Origin of the sequence: Segatella copri (assembly GCF_003465495.1) — a bacterium.
Taxonomy (GTDB): Bacteria; Bacteroidota; Bacteroidia; order Bacteroidales; family Bacteroidaceae; genus Prevotella; species Prevotella copri_G.
Genome location: NZ_QSAV01000025.1, coordinates 14,395 through 34,764 on the forward strand (window position 1 = coordinate 14,395; position 20,370 = coordinate 34,764).

Below are 20,370 nucleotides of genomic sequence, written 5' to 3' on the forward strand. Positions count from 1 at the left end.
TTTTTATGTGTCATACATTCCAGTCATCTATCTCTTTTCTCAGCAAGCCGTTGATTTCTTCCTGGTTCTCTTCAAGATGTCTCTCAAGAATAAGGTCGATATAACCACCAACTGTCAACTCATGCTTTGCGAGCACACTGACAATCCTCGAAATTCTCTTGTGTATCTCACGACTGATATAAACGCATTGACGAGTCTTTATCTCGTTTCGTTTGAAAAATGCAGCATCATAACTTTCAGAAGAAACCTTGGATGGCTTGCGTGGGGCTGCAGGCTTATCCATCTGTGAACGTGGATTTTTCTTTTCACCCTCTTCTTTCTCTTCGGTATCCCTCACTTGGTTTTGAGAGGCTCCATTAAGGATGGATGCCGTTGTCGTGCCTATCTTGCTCTTGCCAACAGAGGCAATGAGCAGACTTTCATCTATTGCATCGGTGTTGATTTTTCTGCTTACCATAGGCATTATGTTTTTATAATTTCACAAATTTCGTCAGACAATTCCTTGATGCCACTCCCTCGCAACAGATTCGGGTCTGCAGGGAAGATGGTGGAACGGAACACTGCCTTTCGATTCTCCGACAGTTCTCTTCTGAAACGCTTGCTGTCTGGAAGTCGTGTGTTGAGAAGTGAATAGCCGAGAGAAGCAAACATTCCTTCATACACTTCATATAAATTCGTGCGTTCTCGTTTGTCAACCATCGTCCAGAAGAATGCAAGTTCCTTGGTGACAGACAAGCCCGGAGTCACAAGGTTGTCGTAGAACAACTGGACAAAACTCAATGCGCTTTCTATCACAAAGCGGTCAGCGCTGACAGGAACAAAGATGTAATCCATCTGTGACAAGGTCTTCATGACACCTTCGCTTTTGATTGTTCCCGGCATGTCAAAGAAAATAAAGTCGGGTTCAACCTCAGATTCCTCCAACACTTTCTCTGCGTCATCAAGTGCGTTGAGTGCATTGCTTCTCGTAACACTGTAGGATTTCTTGCCCAACTTCTTGAAATGCTCACAGGCTTGTGCCTTGAAATAAACGCTGTCCTTGATGAGTTCCATTTCCTCATCACGCAGGTCTGCGATATTGTGCTGTGGTTCGTCACAGTCAATGACCGCTACATTGAAACCTTTAACATTGTGAATGTAGTTGGCTACAAGAGCCGTGATGGTGGATTTTCCGATTCCACCTTTCTGTGTCGCAAAAGCTACAAATCTTGTTTTACTCATATCTTTAACTTTTTAATTTGTTGATAACTCACTTCCATGATTTTCTGCCAATTTAATGATATGCACACATAAGTGTCCATGTCTATAAGTCATTGCTCCATTATGGAGACCTTGAACCATTGCAGTGCTTCATCATTTCCATACGACAGTACGACAGTGAATCATTAAGTCTGTACGTCAGTAGCGCATCATTGATGCAAGGCGATACTGCAATAATGGCAGGTTTATTCATTTCTACAAATGCTTGTTTCATCATATTTTCAAATCATTAGTTCGATGTTTACGGCTGCAAAGTAACAACGCTTTTTCCGAAAAACAATGGTTTTCAAATCCTGTGGCAGCATGTTGCCGATAGTTGCAGTGGTTGTCTGGGGTGCATCTGTTCCAAGGGTGCTATTTTAGCCGTAATTTTGCACCCGAAAGGCAAAGCGATGGATAGCGCATCCATATCGTTCCGAGAAGAACAAGGCTTGATATTCCGCAAAGGACTGGATTTCCCGAACAGCTTCCATTCGGGATGGGGACAGCTTCTTACGAAGGCTAACTTCAATCCACCCTAAGCGGATTTTTATGTCCTCAAAGACATAGCAAGGTATGTTTTGAGTTACTCAAAACCTTTGGAGTTACTCTCCAAAGACCTTGCCCTGCCGGGTTGGTAGCCTCTCCGAAGTCGGGCTCCCCATGTTCCAATCTGACGATAGTTTGTGCAATTCCATTATTGCTGCATGTACCACTTAATCCATTTTAATATGAACACAGAAAGAAAACGAGGGGGACGAATCCCCAAGCTGAACCCGAAGTCGCACCATGTGATGCTTCGGTTCGACGATGACGAGTGGATGAAATTCCTCGTCATGTATGAGCAGACTGATGTGAAAGCAAAGGCTGTCTTTGCCAAGGCACGCATCTTCGGCGAGCCGTTCAAGGTGCTGCGCGAGGACAAGACACTGGTGGAATATTACACCAAGCTTTCCTCTTTTCACTCGCAGTACCGAATGATTGGCAACAACTACAACCAGGTTGTCAAGGAACTCCGTTGTCATTTCTCTGAGAAAAAGGCGATGGCTTTGCTCTATAAGCTGGAGAACTGCACCAGGGAACTGGTCTCTCTTACCCGTGAGATTGTTGAACTAACCCGTAAGTTTGAGGAAAGATGGTCGCAAAGATAAGTTTCGGAAGTTCATTGTATGGCGCACTGGCATACAATGGTGAAAAGATTAACAAGGAAGAGGGAAGGCTCTTGGCAACGAACAAGATCTTCGATGATTGTTCGGGAAAGACGAGCATCGCCTATGCCTTACGTGATTTCCAGCGATACCTTTCTCCGCACATCAGAACGGAAAAGCCTGTCGTGCATATATCCTTGAATCCGCATCCCGATGATGTGCTGACGGATATGGAGATGGAGAACATCGCACGGGAATACTTGGAACGCATGGGATATGGCAACCAGCCATACATGGTTTACAAGCATGAGGACATCGACCGTCATCACATGCACATCGTGACCATCCGAGTGGATGAAAACGGCAAGTGCTTGGATAGCCGATACAACTACCATAAGAGCAAGGCTATCACTCGTGACTTGGAGATGAAGTACAATCTCAACAAGGCAGACCGCAAGCAACGCCAGGCAGACAATCCACTTCGCAAGGTGGATGTAAGCCAAGGCAATGTGAAGAAGCAGGTTGCCAACACAGTAAAATCTCTCTGCGCTACCTACAGGTTCCAGTCATTGGGCGAATATCGTGCGCTTCTCTCCTTATATAATATATCCTTGGAGGAAGTCAGAGGCGAAGTTGGCGGTCGTGAGTATCATGGTTTTGTCTATTCTGCCACGGACGGACAGGGCAACAAGGTGGGAAATCCTTTTAAGGCTTCCAAGATTGACAGGTCTGTCGGTGCGGAGGCGATAGAAAAGCGGTTCGCTTATTCGGCCAAGAAGTTTAAGGAGGACAAGAAACTCTCCGAGATGACCAAACATAGCGTGGAAGCAGTCTTGAAGCAGACGTACAATAAGGATAAGTTTGTTGAACTGCTGAAAGCAAAGGGCATTGATGTTGTTTTCCGCCATACAGCTGACGGCCGTATCTACGGAGCAACATTTATTGACCACCGCACTCAAAGCGTGTTCAATGGTTCACGGCTTGGAAAGAATCTTTCTGCCAATGCCATGCAGGAGCATTTCACCTTACCTTACGAGAATGAGCAGCCGATACCACTTACCATTCCAAAGGAAGATGGTGCAATCTCAGAACAAGAGCGTCACGATTCTGGCTTGTTCGATGAATACGGCAGCGGTCTTGGACTTATGGCAGGGAATGGTTCTTCCAACGAGGCACAGGAAGCAGCATTCGATAGAGAGTTACGCAGAAAGAAAAAGAAGCGAAAAGGGAGAAACCTTTAATCGTATTATCAAGGTATAACTTCAAAACAGAAAAACAATGGCACAAGAAGACGATTTGAGAGCATTGGGAAAAATAATGGATTTTCTCCGTGCTGTGAGTATAATACTCGCAATTATGAATGTATATTGGTATTGCTATGAGGCAATGCGCATGTGGGGAGTGACAATCGGGGTTGTTGACAGAATCCTGATCAACTTCAACAGAACAGGTGGCTTGTTTCATTCTATCCTCTACACAAAGTTGTTCTCGCTTTTACTCTTGGCTCTCTCATGTCTGGGAACCAAGGGCGTGAAAGCAGAAAAGATGAGTTGGAGCAAGATTTGGACGGTTCTTGCCGTAGGCTTCTGTCTGTTCTTCCTCAACTGGTGGATATTATTGTTGCCTATATCACATTTGGGCAATGCTACGCTATACATCTTTACAATGACAGCGGGTTATATCTGCCTGTTGATGGGAGGACTCTGGATGAGCAGACTCTTGAAGCATAATCTTATGGAGGATGTGTTCAATAATGAGAACGAGAGTTTCATGCAGGAGACCAAACTCATGGAGAACGAGTATTCCGTCAATCTGCCCACACGATTCTATTACAAGAAGAAATGGCAGAGAGGATGGATCAACGTGGTCAATCCGTTCCGAGCGACCATCGTGTTAGGTACACCGGGTAGTGGTAAGTCCTTTGCTGTAGTGAACAACTACATCAAACAGCAGATAGAGAAGGGGTATTCAATGTATATCTATGATTTCAAGTTTTCCGACCTTTCGACGATTGCCTACAACCACATGATGAACCATCAGAATGGATATAAGGTCAAGCCCCAGTTCTATGTCATCAACTTTGACGATCCTCGCAGAAGTCATCGCTGCAATCCTATTCACCCAGATTTTATGAGTGACATTTCTGATGCTTATGAGAGTGCATACACCATCATGCTCAATCTCAACAAGACGTGGGTACAGAAGCAGGGCGACTTCTTTGTGGAGAGTCCGATAATCCTCTTTGCTGCCATCATATGGTACCTAAGAATCTACAAGAACGGAAAGTTTTGTACCTTTCCCCATGCCATAGAATTGCTCAACCGCAGATACGAGGATGTCTTTCCGATACTGACGAGCTATCCCGAATTAGAGAACTATCTTTCACCATTCATGGACGCCTGGCAAGGTGGGGCGATGGAGCAGTTGGCAGGACAGATTGCAAGCGCAAAGATTCCGCTGTCACGAATGATTTCACCACAACTCTACTGGGTGATGTCCGCAAGCGAGTTTACACTCGACATCAACAATCCCGAAGAACCGAAGATTCTATGTGTCGGCAACAATCCCGACCGTCAGAACATTTATGGTGCGGCACTTGGTTTGTACAACAGCCGCATCGTGAAACTCATCAACAAGAAGGGACAACTCAAATCATCCGTTATCATTGACGAGTTGCCGACCATCTATTTCAAGGGATTGGATAACCTGATTGCTACGGCACGAAGCAACAAGGTTGCCGTCTGCTTGGGCTTCCAGGACTTCTCGCAATTGGTCCGTGATTATGGAGACAAGGAGGCAAAGGTGGTTATCAATACCGTTGGTAATATCTTCAGCGGACAGGTCGTTGGCGAGACCGCCAAGACTTTATCCGAGCGTTTTGGAAAAGTGCTCCAAAAGCGCCAGTCCATTTCCATCAACCGACAGGATGTCTCTACATCTATCAATACCCAGATGGACAGTCTCATTCCGCCGAGCAAGATTAGCGGACTCACCCAAGGTATGTTTGTCGGCTCTGTTTCCGACAACTTCACCGAGCGCATAGAGCAGAAGATCTTCCATGCCGAGATTGTCGTTGACACCGACAAAGTAAAGCGAGAGGAAAGCCATTATCAGCCTATCCCTATCATTAACGATTTCAAGGATACCGATGGCAACGACTGCATGAAGCAGACCATACAGGACAACTACAACCAAATCAAGGAAGATGTCAAGCAGATAGTCAAGGATGAACTGGGGCGTATCGCCAACGATGAGAACTTGAAGCACTTGATACAGAAGGCATAAATGCGCTTTTCACAGTTGAATATAAATAGATTTGTCCTATTGCTTTTTTTCCGCGAGCGTCAAGGATAATAGTTAAAAATGATTATAATATAGCTAATAATTAGTTATCAATTTTGATAATTAAAATATTTATCGTAATTTTGCACACAGATAAAAATAACATGGCTGAATAATATATGAACATAACAAGTGAAGACGAGGCTTTGTTGGAACTGTTCGAAAATGGAAAGACATCTGACAAGAAGTATAAAAGACTTCCTATAGCCGCAATCAAGGGTTATGTTAAGGCTGTCAACAAAATGAGAGCTGCAACAAGAATTGAGGACATTATGCGTGATCATGGCTTGCGCTACGAAAGATTGCACGGAGACAGAAAAGATCAAGAATCCGTAAGATGCAATGATGTCTGGCGATTGATTTTCCAAAGCTCTCCTGCCGATGGCAGTATTATCATTACCGAAATAGAATTAATTGAAATATCACATCATTATGACTAAGTTTAGTTTCAATCAGGCAGTCCCATTTGAGGCAACTCATGTGGGCGAGGTGATTAAGGACGAATTGTCTGCTCGTAATATGAAGCAGAGCGAATTGTCCGAACTCACTGGCATACAGAAATCCATTCTGAATGATGTCATAAAAGGTAAACGTTCTCTGACACCTGAAATGGCATTGTTGTTGGAAAACGCTCTCGGCATTTCTGCGACATATCTCATGAACATCCAGACGCAATACGAATTGGATTGCGCCAAACAGAGCGAAAGGGTTGTGTTGCAGACTAAAATGCTTGAGATTTGGAATGTACTCAAAGACCAAGTATCAATTCCCTTTTTCAGAAAAGTCGGTATCGTTAGAGGAAATATCATCGAGGATGTAAAACGCATCTTCGAGGTCTTTTCCGTGGATAACTTGGATGATTTCTTTGGTTTGAAGGCAGAAGAAATGGAACTTTCTTATTACCGCAAGTCAGAAAAGGTGAAAACCAATCCCGTGGACATTCTGTCTTGGAAATATTATTGCTATCATCTCTCTAAAAATGATGATTCAACTTTATGCACATTTGACAAGAGGGCAGATACAGAGATGCTGGCAAGAGAGCTGAACAATGTGTTTAAAGAAAACAAGAATACGGTGAACAAAACCCAAGAGGTTCTTAACAAGTATGGCATTCGTTTTCTTGTAGTCAATAAGGTTGGGCAAGTTCCTGTTGATGGAATGTCCTTTTGGATAGGAGATACACCAACGATTGTCATCACTGAGAGAATAGCTTCCATTGACAATTTTGCTTTCACCACTTTACATGAGGTCGGTCATGTATTCAAGCACCTTACCCAAAATGGTAAGGCAATGATTAATCTCATGGAGGACAAGAAGAACATCGAGGAGTCTGAGGCTGACGAGTTTGCTTTAAATGCGACCCTACCAAATGCGGACTGGAAAAAGTTCATGGCAAGGACTCGTGATGTTGTACCTTATAAAATAGCACCATATATTCTGACAGAAGCAGACAAACACAATGTCAATCCGCAACTTCTGTTCGGACGCTATAAGCATGATATAGGTATATACAAGATAAAGAATTTCTTTGAAACGAAAATTCTATAACGATTCACAAAGCACCATTGGTTACACATTTCATAGCCAATGGTGCTTTGCATTTTCATCTCCTCATTCTCTCCAATTCATCATCCCTCCGCATTTTCTCATTCAACTTCTCCTGCATCTTGTCCAGAAAATAGGTGCGACTATAGTTCTTGCGTCTTCTGATGTCGGTGTAGAAACGATAGCAGTCCTTGGCTTTGATGCCGAAGAACTGGTACATGGCTTGCGCCAAGTCCTTGAACTTCACATTGCCATCGTTCACGCTTCCCATGACGCAGATGCCATATACCATTTCTACAAGGTCAACGGCATTGCCAGTCCATTTCACTAATGGCTTTGATTCTGATGATACTGGTGGGGAGGCTTCTGAAGTGGATGTAGTCACATGAAGATGATATGTTGCTGTTACATGCTCTTGCATCCTTCGGACAAATGCAATTGCTTTGCGCACATACAAGCCTACGGTTCCCAAACAATCCTTTATATGGGGCATTGACAGATGAAAGTCAAGCTCGGTCTCTGCGTATGACAGTGCAAAGACCGCTTGCTTCACGTTAGTGCTGCATAAATCAACCACAACCTTGATAAACTCACGATATGAGTTCTCCAAAGCGTTACCACCTTTGTTCTTATGACCTGCATTCAGCAAGTTGAAAAAATCAGTCTCTATCAATATGTTGTATTCCATGTTGCTGTCTCTTTTATGGGTTTGTACTAATTTGATGTTTCTGTGCGCACACCATTTATTAGTCCAATACCTATGCCATTCCAAGACAGACAAAACAATAGGATGATGATATTTCCTGATAATCAGCAACTTTATCAAGAGAATAAGATTTTCACAAGGAAATTGCAAGCAGAAATAGTGTAAGGAAAACCGGACACTCGTCCAATCTTCCTTACACGGTTCTTATACCGTTACAACTTGTTAGTTGGAATACCATACTCTTTCATACGGGCATAGAATGTAGTATGGCTCATTTCCAACATTTTTGCCGCATCACGCTTGATGCCATTGCATTGCTTCAAAGCCCACAAGATACGCTCTCGATTGATCTTGCGTTCTTGTTCATCAAACTCCAAAGCCTCTTCTGTCAATGTCGATTGTGACAGCTGCAAGTCCTCGATATCTATTATCCCATTCTCGCATAACAGCATGGCTCGCATGATACATGATTTCAACTCACGCACATTACCTGGCCATGTATGGCTTACAAGTGCCCTTTGCGCTTCCTTACTGATACATTTTATTTCTTTGTCAGTATGCCTATCATATAGTTTCAGGAAGAAGTTAGCTAATGGCATAATATCTTCCTTGCAATCCCGCAACCGTGGAATCTCAATAACCGCTTCGTGAAGTCGATAATACAGATCGCTTCTGAATCGTCCTTCCCGAACTGCCTCTTGCAGGTTTTCGTTGGTGGCGGCAATAATGCGCACGTCAGCCACTTTGTCTTTTATAGCTCCCAATGGTCGGTAGCTCTTGGATTGCAACACACGCAGCAGCATCGCCTGTACGTCTTTCGGCAGGTTGCCTATCTCGTCCAAGAACAGCGTACCTCCAGCAGCCAATTCAAAGTAACCTTTTCTTGCTGCGTCTGCACTTGTGAATGCCCCTTTCTCATGCCCGAAGAGAGCGGAAACGGCAAGTTCCGCAGAAAGCGTACCGCAATCTACTACTTCAAAAGGCTTGTCGGCTCTTTTGCTTTGCAGATGTATCTTTTCCGCTATATGTTCTTTGCCAGTACCGTTGTCGCCCAATATCATAACAGCCATGTCGCTTTTGGCAAACAATTCTGCCATTTTGTATATACGGCGAAACTTCTCACTTTTGCGGTAAACAATCTTGTTATTCAATTCTACGAGTCGTTTCTGCTTGTCTATGATTTCTTCCAAACGTTCATAAACTACATCAAGCAACAATTTCTTCGGTATATAGTCTTCCGCTCCTAATTTCATAGTCCTCACGGCACTCATGCTTTCATCGTAAGATGTCATGATGATAAATGGATTCTGGTAGCCGTTACTACGCATCCATTCCAACAGGTCGATACCGTTATCATTCCCCAAGCGCATATCCGAAATGACAACATCCCATTCAGAGGATTCCTTCACAGCTTTCAGACCATCTCTGTAATTGTAGCATAAGATTGTTTTCCATCCCTTCGCTTCCAACTTCTTGCCCAACATATTGCAAAATGTAGGGCTGTCTTCAATGATTATTACTTTCTTCATACTGTTACCTCCTCAATTTTCTTTTGTGCGGCTTTGATGATTGCCTCACCATGTGCGAAAACATCCTCAACCGCTTGGTTGATAACGTCGTCTGATGATGTAGAATCTTCAATCAGGTCAAAGAGATGGTTCAAAGACTCGTCAGATTGTACCATCATCCACGAGCTTCTTGCGTGGTGAATGGCATCGGACATTTTCTTGCGGTTCTCCTCTTTGGCTGCATTACGGATACTGCCCAATGTGTCAGTCATTTCCTTTACGAAATTCTCCAAAGTCTCTTTTTCAGTGCCGTAGGTCAGCAACATAGAGAAGTCTATTTGTTTTTCTGCTATCTTGCCATTCACACACTTCCTTGCAGTGTTTATCAAATCCTTGTCAGACATCGGCTTGAACAGACAAGCGACAAATCCTGCGTCAAGCAGTTCTTGCTCACTCACATTTGGTGCTGCTGTCATAACGACAACAGGAATGGTCTTGGAGTTACGCACGTTCACCATACGCATCATTTCCAGAATCTCGATACCATTCACTTCAGCCATCTTCAAATCCGTTATCAGCAGATCATAAGATTTTTTGCGCATCATATCCAATAAATCCGTGGCATTATTACAAGTGTCACATACAATGCCGTTTGATGTAAACGCCTCACGGATGGTACTCAGTTGCACATGGCTATCATCAATGGCAATGACAGTAAACGAATCTTGTCGTTTCGTTCTATACTGAGTTGGTTCCACATTCTGCTTTTCGGCTGCAGCCATAGGAAGACTAATGGTAAAGATACTTCCAAGCCCTTGGTGACTGGACACATCGATTTTTCCTTTCATCAGTGAAACGAGGTTCTTGACAATGGAAAGCCCCAAGCCAAATCCCGGTTGGGTGACCGCATTTCCCAATCTTGCAAATTCCTTGAAGATTTGTTTTTGTTGCTTGTCGTCCAATCCTGTTCCTGTATCCTTAACCATTAGCATGAATACACCATTCTTATAGGTTGTGGACAATACTATCTCACCCTTTCCCGTATATTTGATGGCATTGGAAAGCAGATTGCGTCCTATTGTAAGCACCTTTTCCTTGTCTCCATTGACAACACCATCTGCCTTATTGTTGACGCTCAATTCCAGTTGCTTCTTCGCAGCAAAGGGTTCATACTCCATCTTTAATTGCTCGGCAATGTCCATCATACGGAAAGGGCGTTCCTTGACGGTCGCCTTTCCATTCGCTAATTTGGAGTAAACCAGGAAACTGTCAATCATAGAAGTCAAGCCTTTCGATGTGTCAACAATCAAGTCGGCATATCGTTTGCTTTCATCCGTAGCATCATCAAGTCCGCTAATCTTGCGAGCATAATCCTTGATGGCAGACAAAGGACTGCGCATCTCATGCGTTACTGTCAGCATCACCTTTCTTGTTTCTTCCTTGCTCTTACGTGTCTTGAATGCGAATCGCCACACCAATAGGAATAATACGAAAAATACCAATATCAACAATCCTATCATCCCTATATAATAATAGGTATAATTGCCTTCCAAGTCTGCGATTTGTCGCTCACGAACTTTGATGCCTTTATCCACATTCTCATCAGCTATGCTGATAACTTTTTGCAACTGCTTATTGATACCTTCATTTCTGTTTCCAAGACTATCCAATATCTCCACTACCTTACGGCTTTGCTGGTGATGTTTAGCAACAACCGTTTGGTTTAGGTTGGTGAGCATCTTTTCAGTTTGGGTTAAACGGTTGCCTGTTGTTACTGCATTTTCTTTCTTGCCGAACAATCTGCTGAAGAAACCTCGCTTCTTTGGCTTTGCCTGCTGTGGCATAGCTGAAAGTCTTTTGCTTTCAGTTTTATTCTGCTCTACAATTCTTGGAACTTCGGCGGTCAGCTTTTCTTGAGTGGCATTCAGATCCTGCATGGCATCCTTTATATCCCGAAGGAGCTGTTCCTTTTCTGCAAGAAGACGGCAGATCGTATCAGAATCTTCTTTCGGACAGATACCTGCGATGCCTTCAAGCATACTGTCCACTTCCAATCGAAGCGAATGATACTCATTTACATCTGTTGAGTCCCAATCCGCAACCATTTCACCAAGCAGTGACAATTCCGTTATGTGCAAGTTTAAGTCATGCACATTCTTTCACCACTGATGCAGTTCTGCATTTCTACACTCAATCTCCTTTCTGTCGCGCCATTCAAATAGGCCGATTACAATGGTACATCCTACGATGACGATGGCAGTCATGATGCCTAAAGCCATCCATCTACAGATATGCCCGGTCTGTTCTTTGCGTTCCATGTTGTTTACTTTTTACGTTTCTATTACTTCATTATTGCTTTGCACTAACATTTTAATCGGCAAAGATAATGGCAGGAAGTATCAAAGACGAATATTTATATATATTATAACAACTTTTATGTAAATTCTTGGTAGAAATAGCATATTGTCAGAAAAGAACCGTTGTTGAATAATAATTGTTGACAACAAAGTCAAAAGCAGACAAAGTGTAGATTATGGAACTCAAATCGAGTAGGAGGAAAATCACGCTAACTTAGGGAACCTTGTAGCGCACTCACCATGGCGTCCTTTGACAGCGTGTGTAGCGGATATTTGGTATCGGTACCATCCGACCGCTACAACGGTACCATTGGAGTGATATTTTCAGATGATTTTGTCACAAAAAACTTCTTGGCAACAGAGGCTTGTGGGAATTTTATTGTAATGGCATATTACCTCATGTCGCTGTTCAGACAAGTCCGTGCCAAAACGAAAAAAGGATGGCAAGCATTAAACTCTTGCCATCCTTCATAAAATGTGTCAATTGAATGTTTTATAATTTTGCTAAAAACTTTTTGATTTTACCCTTTAACCCAACCCTACATTTTGTACTATTCAAAGGTAGTGTTGCACACAATACAATACTAATATTATCTTGTCCACCTGTATCAAGTGCATTTTTCAATAATGCTTTTTGGCACAGTTCCATATTCTTATAGTTTCTATACATCGTTTTCTCAATCAAGGAGTCTTTACAATACCCACACAAACCGTCAGAACAGAGCAAGAAAATATCCCCCTCGCAAATCTTATAAGTGAGAATTTCAGGCTCTGGATCTGCATCAACATCTCCCAAGCATCTGGTGATTATATTATTGTCTGGATGGTTAAATGCTTCTTCACATTTAATCTCACCTTTGTCAATCAACTCTTGCACCAACGAATGATCCTTGGTTAGCAATCGAAGTCCACTATTAGGATTAAAACAATAACATCTGCTATCACCACACCACGCTATATATACATATCCATTTAATATCCATGCCAGCACTATTGTCGTTCCAAGACCTATAGAATCAGGCGAATGGGTTACATATTCAAGTATAGCTTGATTTGCTTTCACAATGCTTTTTTTTAGAAAAGAGTATATGCTCTCTTTTGTCATATTATGCATTTCATATCCATCTTTTCCAAGTGAATCTTTAATACTTTGTATTGCCAAATTTGATGCTATTTCACCGGCATTGGCTCCTCCCATACCATCTGCAACTACGAATACAGCTCCTTCGGTAGGTAGTGGAATATAATCATTTGTGGAACTTTGATTCCACAAATGATTTTTCAAATCAAAGCAAAAGCCCACAGCATCTTCATTGTTTGTACGCTCTATACCTATATCGCATACAGAACTAACATTTATCTTCATAGCAAGTTTATTACATAATGACTCGTGGTCTGCTTTCGTTTTCAATGACACGTTTCGGAGTTCTTTCCTTTTTCTTGATAGTAACTTTCTCCTTTTCTGCTGGCTTGTTTTTACTTCTTGCAACAGGTTTATGATATTCAACTTCAAATGGGAAAGATGCTGGTGGACATCCTTGTTCCACAATTTGAACAACAATATTGTTGACACCTTCCCTTAATGAATGAACCTTGCATTTATGGCGAACCTCTGACATTTTTTCATACTCATAAGTAAGCGAATCTGTAAGTATGTTCACCGTCGTTGGATATACACCGTCACTTGCTATTCTTTCTGCATTAATATTGAAAACAAAAGAAACCGCTCCATTCTCCAACGCTGTTTGTGAATCATCTATATCCACAACAAAATACTTATAATGCCATGCGTTTACTTTAAATGGTATTGTGGAAGATTTTATCCCTTCATATAATATCGTAACAGGATATTCTATCGTTGTTAGTTCATCAGGCAAATCTGCCGGAATGTTAAGAACACAGTTGTATTGAACATAATTTCCACTTTCTGTATTCTTACTTTCCTTAGATGTCTTATCAATATCACATCCTGTTTGATTATTGATTTCTATATTTACCTTATTTGCATTTAGAAATGTTGGGAAGTCAGCACGAATATTAGTTTCAAATTTTTGATGTCTGAAGGCTAAATCATCGCCTTTGTTCATTTTCAATTTAAAAGTCTCATCCTTTAGAATTTCCAACATTCCCACCTTTCCTTTTATCCTTACTAATGCCTTGTTGTCAAAGCAAGAAATGACCTCTTCAAATTGTGGTGGTAGAATTTCTTTTCCATTATTCCAATATAGACCTATCAAACCACCTTCCTTGGTTATTTTCAATTCGGAATTTCGTAATTTTGTTTCTTCCTTTATATTCTTATAATAGTGTTCCACATCATTTCTCTTAATGTACTGAGGACGTTTCATTATGTCAAATACGATAGACACGACATCGCTTTTCCCACATTTTGCAGTTAAAGTATATGTGGAGTCTACATTCTGCAAAAAGCATTGACTAATATCGGATGTTATCTTAGCCTGTTCTTTAAGGTTAGGAGATTGTACATCTTTTATCATGACGGGAGTCAACTTCTTTTCTTTGGCATTATAGAAATAAACTCTCTGTTTTATTACAGTTATGGCAATATCCTCGTCGTTAACAGACGAAACAAATTGTACGTCATCTGTATCAAATTCTTTCCCTTGGAAAGAAAATTTACAAGGTTTTCCATTGTTGTCTATAAGCAAATGCACAATATCCTTTTTCTTTTCCATATTCAAATATGTGTCACAAGCTGCATAGCCATTATAATAAGGATAAGCATTTGCATAACTTCCAGACAGGATTACTCCATTTGAGTCTATATATTTATAATCATACCCCTGCAAGACAAGAAGTTTCCCATTAGAGTAATATGGGAAGGCATGAGCAACACTGCATCCACTGACATTTACAGACTCTCCATTTTCTTTATATATAGTGGTGATAGAAGCTGTACCACGTTTTAAAGCCAATGATAATCCTTCCTTAAAAGGGAATAAATCGTCTTTTGAGGTTATAAGTCTCTTACCTGAATATGTCCAAACTGTTTTTATGTCGGTAGAATCTGTCATTATCGCATCAATTCCGCTGACCAATGAGATTTTATCATATAAAGGAGGTATTAACCATTTTGCTATTTGTGCATCTGAGCTGATATAGCCACAAAAAAGCATAAAAACAAGTAATATTCTTTTCATATTTCTGGATTTATTATTTAAAAGTCTCAAGTGATTGTTTTATCTTGAAAAGAAGGGTAGTGTCATTTGACAGCTCTGCCCATTCTTTTGATTGTTCCAAATATTTTTTCCCTTTAGCCATGTTAGGCTTGATTATTTGATTAGGATTTACATAATAGCAAGCAAGTCTATATGCCGCTTGTGCATTTATTTCTGCAAAAGTTGAATCATTCAATTCTAATATTTTAGAGAACAAAGCTAATGCTTCATTGCTATATCTGTCAATCTTTGGTAAGTATAAGCCGTCTTTCTCGTTGTTAAAGACTTCTATGCCCAACACTTTCTTTCTTTTTAGCGATTCATCCTCAATGTACCATCCATAAGTGTATGCCATTTGGTAAATTGCTGGTATATATCGCTGATTACTTAAACTGTCCATCAATGATATGCCACGTTTTACAATAGTAGCATTATCACTTTTCAGATCAGCTAAAGCGTCATCATACACTTTTTCAACAGGTATTTGAGGTGTTTCTGTTGGCTTTGAGGGAAGTATAAAAAACAACATGCAAATTATAAAAACTCCAATGCCTCCTAAAAACCAAATGAGTTTACGTTTTGATTTTATTGGGTAATGTTTCGCTAATGCTGCTTCTTTTATGGAATTAGCAGAAGGACGATTTCCTGGTTCAAGTGATAAACAATCGGTTATCAAACGTTGTATATCCGATGGTATGTTATTGTTCTGTGGAGGTTGAGCATGATTTTCCATTTGAAACCTGCCTCCTTCTTCTCCAAATGGGACATTGCCAGTCAGAATTTCATATAATGTAGCACCGAATGCCCATATATCGCTTTGACACATTGGCTCTGCACCCTCTTGAAATCTTTCAGGTGCCATGTAAGCCATCGTTCCGCTATTACCGTCGTCATAATAGTAGTTGTGAGTACCGTTGTGTTTTGAACTGATACCAAAATCCGTGATGGCGTAATCCTTCGAATTATCTATAAGGATATTCGCAGGTTTTATGTCTTGATGGATGATGCTTGGCTCGTTTGTATGTAATCTGTTTAATCCTGATGAAACATCAAAGATGAATTTCCAAATATCATCTAAAGAGAGTTTTTTGCCTATTAGCTGCTCTGACGATCCATATTTACAGTAAGGTAAAACCAAATAAGGAATTCCCTCAAATATCGAGAAGTTTGTTGGCTGAAGTAGATTCTCATGGCGACACTCATAGACTATTTTATATTCGTCTCGAAATCGTTGCTCACCATCAATATCCAAGGCGTTCTTTGGACGATAAATCTTTATCGCCACAAGCATTCCTGTGTCTTGGTCTATCGATTTTTCGTCCTCCTCAACAGATACATCTACTGTGTTTACATCTATTGCCAACCATACATCAGCAGTACCGCCATCGGTACTTAATGGACGTAATAATTGGTAGTGTCCATCGAAAAGTTTATTTGATTTTGAAAAGTTTTCTATATCAATCATATTTTTATTATAATGGGAGTGTGTCATGGATTTACGACACACCCTCATAATCAATCACAGATCATTTAATACCCAAATTTTACTTGGAACTTTTTTGCTTTTACTCCAATAGCATTATACGAAGAACTTGCTGGAGTAAATGGACTTTGCTCACTATCGGTATAAGAAACAAAGCCAGATGCATCAAAAACAATTTTCATTCGGTTCAATTTATCATAGAACACCATTTGAGTACTGCTACTTTCTTGCTTGTTTAAAATATATTTAGACTTCAGCCATGTAAGAATATTATTCACATTACTCCAATAGTTCTCATTTACCTTAATTCCGCAACACTATTATAAATATAACTTTTTAAGTACCTGAGCAACAAAAAGTTGCTCAGGATTTTGTCATGTCAGATTTTTCACCTATCTTAGTGTTGCAAATCAAAATATGTATCAAACCCGACAGACATGGCAAAGAAAGCAATAAAATCTGAGAAACTCACTCCTTTTGGAGGAATATTTGCAATGATGGAGCAATTTGACTCCACATTGTCATATGTAATTGACACAACCCTCGGTCTAAGATGCAGGCTGTATGGTTATCAATACAGCGAAATCATCCGTTCTCTCATGAGCATCTACTTCTGTGGCGGCTCATGTATTGAGGATGTCACAACTCATTTGATGCCCCATCTCTCGCTTCATCCGACACTTCGTACCTGCAGCTCTGACACTATCCTCAGAGCGATAAAGGAACTGACGCAGGAGAACATTTCATACACGTCAGATACGGGTAAGAACTACGATTTCAATACGGCTGACACCCTCAATACCTTACTGCTCAATTGTATGTTTGCATCTGGTCAGCTGAAAGAGGGTGAGATGTATGATGTTGATTTCGACCACCAGTTCATAGAAACAGAGAAATATGATGCAAAGCATACATACAAGAAGTTCCTTGGTTATCGACCAGGTGTGGCGGTTATTGGAGATTTGATTGTCGGCATTGAGAACAGCGACGGCAACACAAACGTCCGTTTCCATCAGAAGGACACGCTGAAGAGATTCTTCGAAAGGTTTGAACAGAACAATCTTGTTATCAATCGTTTCAGAGCTGATTGCGGCTCGTGCTCTGAAGAGATCGTGGAAGAGGTTGCCACCCACTGCAAGGCCTTCTATATCCGTGCCAACCGCTGTAGTTCGCTCTACAATGACCTCTTCGCTCTCAGAGGCTGGAAGAGGGGAGAAATCAACGGCATTGAGTTTGAGCGGAATTCCATTCTTGTAGAGAAGTGGAAAGGCAAGACATACCGGCTTGTGATTCAAAGGCGGAAACGGATGGACGGTGAGCTTGACCTCTGGGAAGGAGAATACACATACCGCTGCATCCTGACCAACGACTACGAGCCTTCCGTAAGAGAGATTGTCGAGTTCTATAACCTCCGCGGAGGAAAGGAGCGCATCTTCGATGACATGAACAATGGTTTCGGATGGTCCAGATTGCCCAAATCCTTCATGGCAGAGAACACCGTGTTCCTTCTTCTTACAGCACTTATCCGCAATTTCTACAAGGCCATCATCCAGAGGCTTGACGTAAAGAAGTTCCGAATAGCCTTTCTTTTCAGGAAAATTCAGCCGGATAGCCTTTGCCAACTGTTTGATGGTTTTGCTTCCCCATCCGTGCAGTTGCTGGTGATAGAGAATATAGTTGCCCATTTTCCAATAGTGGAACAACATTTGTGCATTGGCTGCGGTAATCAGCCGTACTTGTGCCTGTTGTATTTCCGAACCGACAGCATTTATAAATGCGTCAAAGTTCGTCTTTTCTATGTTATGTCCGTTGTTAATCATCTTATGATATTTTCAGAATACAAATATACTTCAATGGTGGTAATCTATGAGACTAATTGATACTTTTATAGTTCAATACTTCGGAAAATATAGTCAAATAGGTCATGCAACAAGCCCTTGTGGATCAATAATTGAGCTTAAGCCGACCCTATTTATTATCTCTTTATAGTCCATACCCTACCTATCAGAAAATAGTTTAAACATTGATAATCGGGTGATTATCTCCTTTAACTGACCGATGGAGATATCAAGATTCTCTTGTGCGATGTATTCTCTCATGACGTTGACAGTGCACAGGGATGCGTTGATGGCGAAATTCAGTTTTGCGGCGCTCCGAGCCTCGCAGTGACCGAGACCAGTGTACATGTGCGCATCGCGAAACGTAAATTCAATTTGGAAACGAGATCGGTAAAAATCAACTACGTCTTTTCCAGACATATTCACGTCGGTAGAGAAAAACAGCTTGCGCTCTTTTTTGCTAATGACTGCAACAACGAGCTTGATGACTCGTTTGAGCGATTGGCAATAAGCCAGACCCTCAAACGCCTCCATATCCTCATAACCTGTATCAAACTTAATAAACTCTTTATCAGGTAGGTTCGCTATGTCTAACTTGTCGCCTTTCACACGTGGTCTTCCCCGTTTCGGCTTCTCCGGGGCTTCAGGAAGCGAGAACAGTCTCGTGTTCTTCTTGAGACGGCTTACCACCTTGTAGCCTCGTTTGATACAGCCTATGACAAAGCTGCTGTTAGCGTAGGCGGCATCTCCGATAAGGACATCTGTTTGCAGCTCCTTGAATTCTTTATCCAAGTCATCCAACTGTTCAAGAAACATCTCGTTACGTGTCTGTTCCTTCTTTTTCATCTCCTCCGGTGATGGGCTCTGATAGGCCTTTATGGTTACGCACTCCCTTGAATCCGCATCCACGATGGCCCAGGAATGAAGTTCTATGCCATGCTTAACAGCTTGGTTGACCCCACTCCAAAACAAGCCTACATGCGGTGTCTTTTTACCGGCCTTGCCCAAGAACGAGGCGTCTACAACGACCGCTAACCTCTTCTGTTTCGAACGATTAATCATATTCTTTGCCAATTCCATGTTCATTTTTCCCCAGTCGTACTCACACTCGAATCTATTTCGATAGGTGCGCTCTGATTTATTTGAGAACCGTCCCATCTGAGTAAAGTTGATTCGCCCAGGGAGCGAAATGTGTAGAATTAAGATGGTGATTAGGATTTCTCGAAAATCTTTTCGTACTTTTGCGGTGGTGCGGGTGATAAACTCGCTTACAAGGGAACTGAGTTGGTCGATAATGTCCTGTGCCATATGGTTTTGTATTTGTTTGTCACCATAAAACTATAAGCACAGGCTGCGTCGGCCAATTCTCCTTTATAAATCAACCCATTTGCCTTCCATTACACCATATCATATCCTATACTATACGAACTCAAAGTATCTGTCCGGACTCTTTTCTATAAAAGTTTTCCGAAGTATTGAAAATACATAACTGTAATAATCTACTACTAATCTAAAATAAAGCGATTATAAGCTATCCTTTTTCCTGTGTTTGTTTTAAAGTTTTCACCTATACACTTTTTTATCTTTTCCTGTTCTTTTTCTTTATCCATAACCGTTAAATTTTCAAGCAAATCAGCTTCCCATTGTATTTGAAAATCAAGTCCATCAATTTTAGATGGAGTATGATGGTTGCCTATTATAAAGCATATTCTATCAATATTTTTGTTATAGCCTACCTTTTTTAATATTTCTTTCGCTACTGCTGGTCCTTCCTTTTCTTGATAGACACCATCAATAGAACCGTATTTTTTTTGTGCTTCAACCGCACCAATATCATGTAGTATAGCAATAATACTGATGAATTCTTTTTCTTCCTCTCCGATATTTTCTCCGTTCATTATATCTTCTGCATTTTTCAAAACTTTAAGAGTATGATCTATGCCAAAAGGAATTTCTTTGAATACTTCTTTCATCTCTATAATAATTTTTTCTTTAAACATAAATTACCTCCATTTATACCTTATA

Annotated in this window: 17 protein-coding genes and 2 pseudogenes; 7 read left to right on the plus strand and 12 right to left on the minus strand. The window is 41.1% G+C overall.

The annotated features are described in order from the left end of the window. Nucleotides 1-10: 10 nt before the first annotated feature. Nucleotides 11-457, minus strand: a complete 447-nt coding sequence (locus DWV53_RS08805) for a DUF3408 domain-containing protein (RefSeq protein WP_118153020.1) — start codon at nucleotides 455-457, stop codon at nucleotides 11-13. Between the two features lie 5 nt (nucleotides 458-462). Beyond that, nucleotides 463-1,221 (minus strand): ParA family protein, encoded by a 759-nt coding sequence (locus DWV53_RS08810; protein WP_118153011.1) that lies wholly within the window; start codon nucleotides 1,219-1,221, stop codon nucleotides 463-465. A 431-nt stretch (nucleotides 1,222-1,652) separates the two neighbouring features. Here DWV53_RS08810 and DWV53_RS16150 point away from each other — a divergent pair, with 431 nt between their 5' ends. The 6 genes from DWV53_RS16150 (at nucleotide 1,653) to DWV53_RS08835 (ending at nucleotide 7,277) form a co-directional block, all read left to right on the plus strand. After that, nucleotides 1,653-1,781: a hypothetical protein gene (locus DWV53_RS16150; RefSeq protein ID WP_254949451.1), complete on the plus strand. Its 129-nt coding sequence runs from the start codon at nucleotides 1,653-1,655 to the stop codon at nucleotides 1,779-1,781. A gap of 189 nt (nucleotides 1,782-1,970) precedes the next feature. Continuing rightward, nucleotides 1,971-2,390 (plus strand): conjugal transfer protein MobA, encoded by a 420-nt coding sequence (gene mobA / locus DWV53_RS08815; RefSeq protein ID WP_032856281.1) that lies wholly within the window; start codon nucleotides 1,971-1,973, stop codon nucleotides 2,388-2,390. After that, entirely contained in the window at nucleotides 2,375-3,628 is a 1,254-nt protein-coding gene (mobB, locus tag DWV53_RS08820) for a conjugal transfer protein MobB (RefSeq protein WP_117695629.1), read from the plus strand. The genes mobA and mobB overlap by 16 nt, the downstream gene beginning before the upstream one ends. A 37-nt stretch (nucleotides 3,629-3,665) precedes the next feature. Continuing rightward, complete coding sequence (gene mobC / locus DWV53_RS08825; RefSeq protein WP_117695628.1) at nucleotides 3,666-5,672, plus strand: conjugal transfer protein MobC; 2,007 nt, start codon at nucleotides 3,666-3,668, stop codon at nucleotides 5,670-5,672. 176 nt (nucleotides 5,673-5,848) lie between these two features. After that, complete coding sequence (locus tag DWV53_RS08830; RefSeq protein WP_025867317.1) at nucleotides 5,849-6,169, plus strand: type II toxin-antitoxin system RelE/ParE family toxin; 321 nt, start codon at nucleotides 5,849-5,851, stop codon at nucleotides 6,167-6,169. Further along, a complete protein-coding gene (locus DWV53_RS08835; RefSeq protein ID WP_117695627.1) occupies nucleotides 6,162-7,277 on the plus strand; it encodes a HigA family addiction module antitoxin in 1,116 nt (371 codons plus the stop codon). The genes DWV53_RS08830 and DWV53_RS08835 overlap by 8 nt, the downstream gene beginning before the upstream one ends. A 55-nt stretch (nucleotides 7,278-7,332) precedes the next feature. On the opposite strand, the gene DWV53_RS08840 is transcribed toward DWV53_RS08835, so the two are convergent. From DWV53_RS08840 to DWV53_RS08870, 7 genes are all read right to left on the minus strand, one after another. Further along, on the minus strand, nucleotides 7,333-7,962 hold the full coding sequence (locus tag DWV53_RS08840; RefSeq protein ID WP_117695626.1) for an RteC domain-containing protein: 630 nt from the start codon (nucleotides 7,960-7,962) through the stop codon (nucleotides 7,333-7,335). A 230-nt stretch (nucleotides 7,963-8,192) separates the two neighbouring features. After that, a complete protein-coding gene (locus tag DWV53_RS08845; protein WP_117695625.1) occupies nucleotides 8,193-9,509 on the minus strand; it encodes a sigma-54-dependent transcriptional regulator in 1,317 nt (438 codons plus the stop codon). After that, entirely contained in the window at nucleotides 9,506-11,593 is a 2,088-nt protein-coding gene (locus DWV53_RS08850) for a hybrid sensor histidine kinase/response regulator (RefSeq protein WP_118153013.1), read from the minus strand. The genes DWV53_RS08845 and DWV53_RS08850 overlap by 4 nt, the downstream gene beginning before the upstream one ends. 54 nt (nucleotides 11,594-11,647) lie before the next feature. After that, nucleotides 11,648-11,806: a hypothetical protein gene (locus DWV53_RS15750; RefSeq protein ID WP_181992457.1), complete on the minus strand. Its 159-nt coding sequence runs from the start codon at nucleotides 11,804-11,806 to the stop codon at nucleotides 11,648-11,650. A gap of 532 nt (nucleotides 11,807-12,338) precedes the next feature. Beyond that, nucleotides 12,339-13,211, minus strand: a complete 873-nt coding sequence (locus DWV53_RS08860; protein ID WP_117695711.1) for a PP2C family protein-serine/threonine phosphatase — start codon at nucleotides 13,209-13,211, stop codon at nucleotides 12,339-12,341. A gap of 10 nt (nucleotides 13,212-13,221) precedes the next feature. Next, complete coding sequence (locus DWV53_RS08865; RefSeq protein ID WP_117695712.1) at nucleotides 13,222-15,006, minus strand: WG repeat-containing protein; 1,785 nt, start codon at nucleotides 15,004-15,006, stop codon at nucleotides 13,222-13,224. 13 nt (nucleotides 15,007-15,019) lie between these two features. Beyond that, on the minus strand, nucleotides 15,020-16,489 hold the full coding sequence (locus DWV53_RS08870; protein ID WP_181976521.1) for a serine/threonine protein kinase: 1,470 nt from the start codon (nucleotides 16,487-16,489) through the stop codon (nucleotides 15,020-15,022). Nucleotides 16,490-16,944: 455 nt separating this feature from the next. Between DWV53_RS08870 and DWV53_RS08875 the strand changes: the two are divergent. Beyond that, a pseudogene (locus tag DWV53_RS08875) lies at nucleotides 16,945-18,102 on the plus strand (IS1380 family transposase); the annotation flags it as partial. Here DWV53_RS08875 and DWV53_RS08880 read toward each other — a convergent pair. The 3 genes and pseudogenes from DWV53_RS08880 to DWV53_RS08890 all read right to left on the minus strand — a co-directional run. Continuing rightward, nucleotides 18,079-18,327 (minus strand): annotated as a pseudogene (locus DWV53_RS08880) (DUF1016 N-terminal domain-containing protein); the annotation flags it as partial. The pseudogenes DWV53_RS08875 and DWV53_RS08880 sit on opposite strands and share 24 nt — an antisense overlap. A 177-nt stretch (nucleotides 18,328-18,504) precedes the next feature. Beyond that, a complete protein-coding gene (locus tag DWV53_RS08885; RefSeq protein WP_117695714.1) occupies nucleotides 18,505-19,653 on the minus strand; it encodes a transposase in 1,149 nt (382 codons plus the stop codon). Between the two features lie 197 nt (nucleotides 19,654-19,850). Further along, complete coding sequence (locus DWV53_RS08890; RefSeq protein ID WP_117695715.1) at nucleotides 19,851-20,345, minus strand: HD domain-containing protein; 495 nt, start codon at nucleotides 20,343-20,345, stop codon at nucleotides 19,851-19,853. Nucleotides 20,346-20,370 lie beyond the last annotated feature (25 nt).

Coding starts and splice junctions, on each gene's coding strand:
- DWV53_RS08805 (WP_118153020.1), bottom strand. CDS start 457: ATGGTAAGCAGAAAAATCAACACCGATGCAATAGATGAAAGTCTGCTC.
- DWV53_RS08810 (WP_118153011.1), bottom strand. CDS start 1,221: ATGAGTAAAACAAGATTTGTAGCTTTTGCGACACAGAAAGGTGGAATC.
- DWV53_RS16150 (WP_254949451.1), top strand. CDS start 1,653: ATGGATAGCGCATCCATATCGTTCCGAGAAGAACAAGGCTTGATATTC.
- mobA (WP_032856281.1), top strand. CDS start 1,971: ATGAACACAGAAAGAAAACGAGGGGGACGAATCCCCAAGCTGAACCCG.
- mobB (WP_117695629.1), top strand. CDS start 2,375: ATGGTCGCAAAGATAAGTTTCGGAAGTTCATTGTATGGCGCACTGGCA.
- mobC (WP_117695628.1), top strand. CDS start 3,666: ATGGCACAAGAAGACGATTTGAGAGCATTGGGAAAAATAATGGATTTT.
- DWV53_RS08830 (WP_025867317.1), top strand. CDS start 5,849: ATGAACATAACAAGTGAAGACGAGGCTTTGTTGGAACTGTTCGAAAAT.
- DWV53_RS08835 (WP_117695627.1), top strand. CDS start 6,162: ATGACTAAGTTTAGTTTCAATCAGGCAGTCCCATTTGAGGCAACTCAT.
- DWV53_RS08840 (WP_117695626.1), bottom strand. CDS start 7,962: ATGGAATACAACATATTGATAGAGACTGATTTTTTCAACTTGCTGAAT.
- DWV53_RS08845 (WP_117695625.1), bottom strand. CDS start 9,509: ATGAAGAAAGTAATAATCATTGAAGACAGCCCTACATTTTGCAATATG.
- DWV53_RS08850 (WP_118153013.1), bottom strand. CDS start 11,593: ATGGTTGCGGATTGGGACTCAACAGATGTAAATGAGTATCATTCGCTT.
- DWV53_RS15750 (WP_181992457.1), bottom strand. CDS start 11,806: ATGGAACGCAAAGAACAGACCGGGCATATCTGTAGATGGATGGCTTTA.
- DWV53_RS08860 (WP_117695711.1), bottom strand. CDS start 13,211: ATGAAGATAAATGTTAGTTCTGTATGCGATATAGGTATAGAGCGTACA.
- DWV53_RS08865 (WP_117695712.1), bottom strand. CDS start 15,006: ATGAAAAGAATATTACTTGTTTTTATGCTTTTTTGTGGCTATATCAGC.
- DWV53_RS08870 (WP_181976521.1), bottom strand. CDS start 16,489: ATGATTGATATAGAAAACTTTTCAAAATCAAATAAACTTTTCGATGGA.
- DWV53_RS08885 (WP_117695714.1), bottom strand. CDS start 19,653: ATGGCACAGGACATTATCGACCAACTCAGTTCCCTTGTAAGCGAGTTT.
- DWV53_RS08890 (WP_117695715.1), bottom strand. CDS start 20,345: ATGTTTAAAGAAAAAATTATTATAGAGATGAAAGAAGTATTCAAAGAA.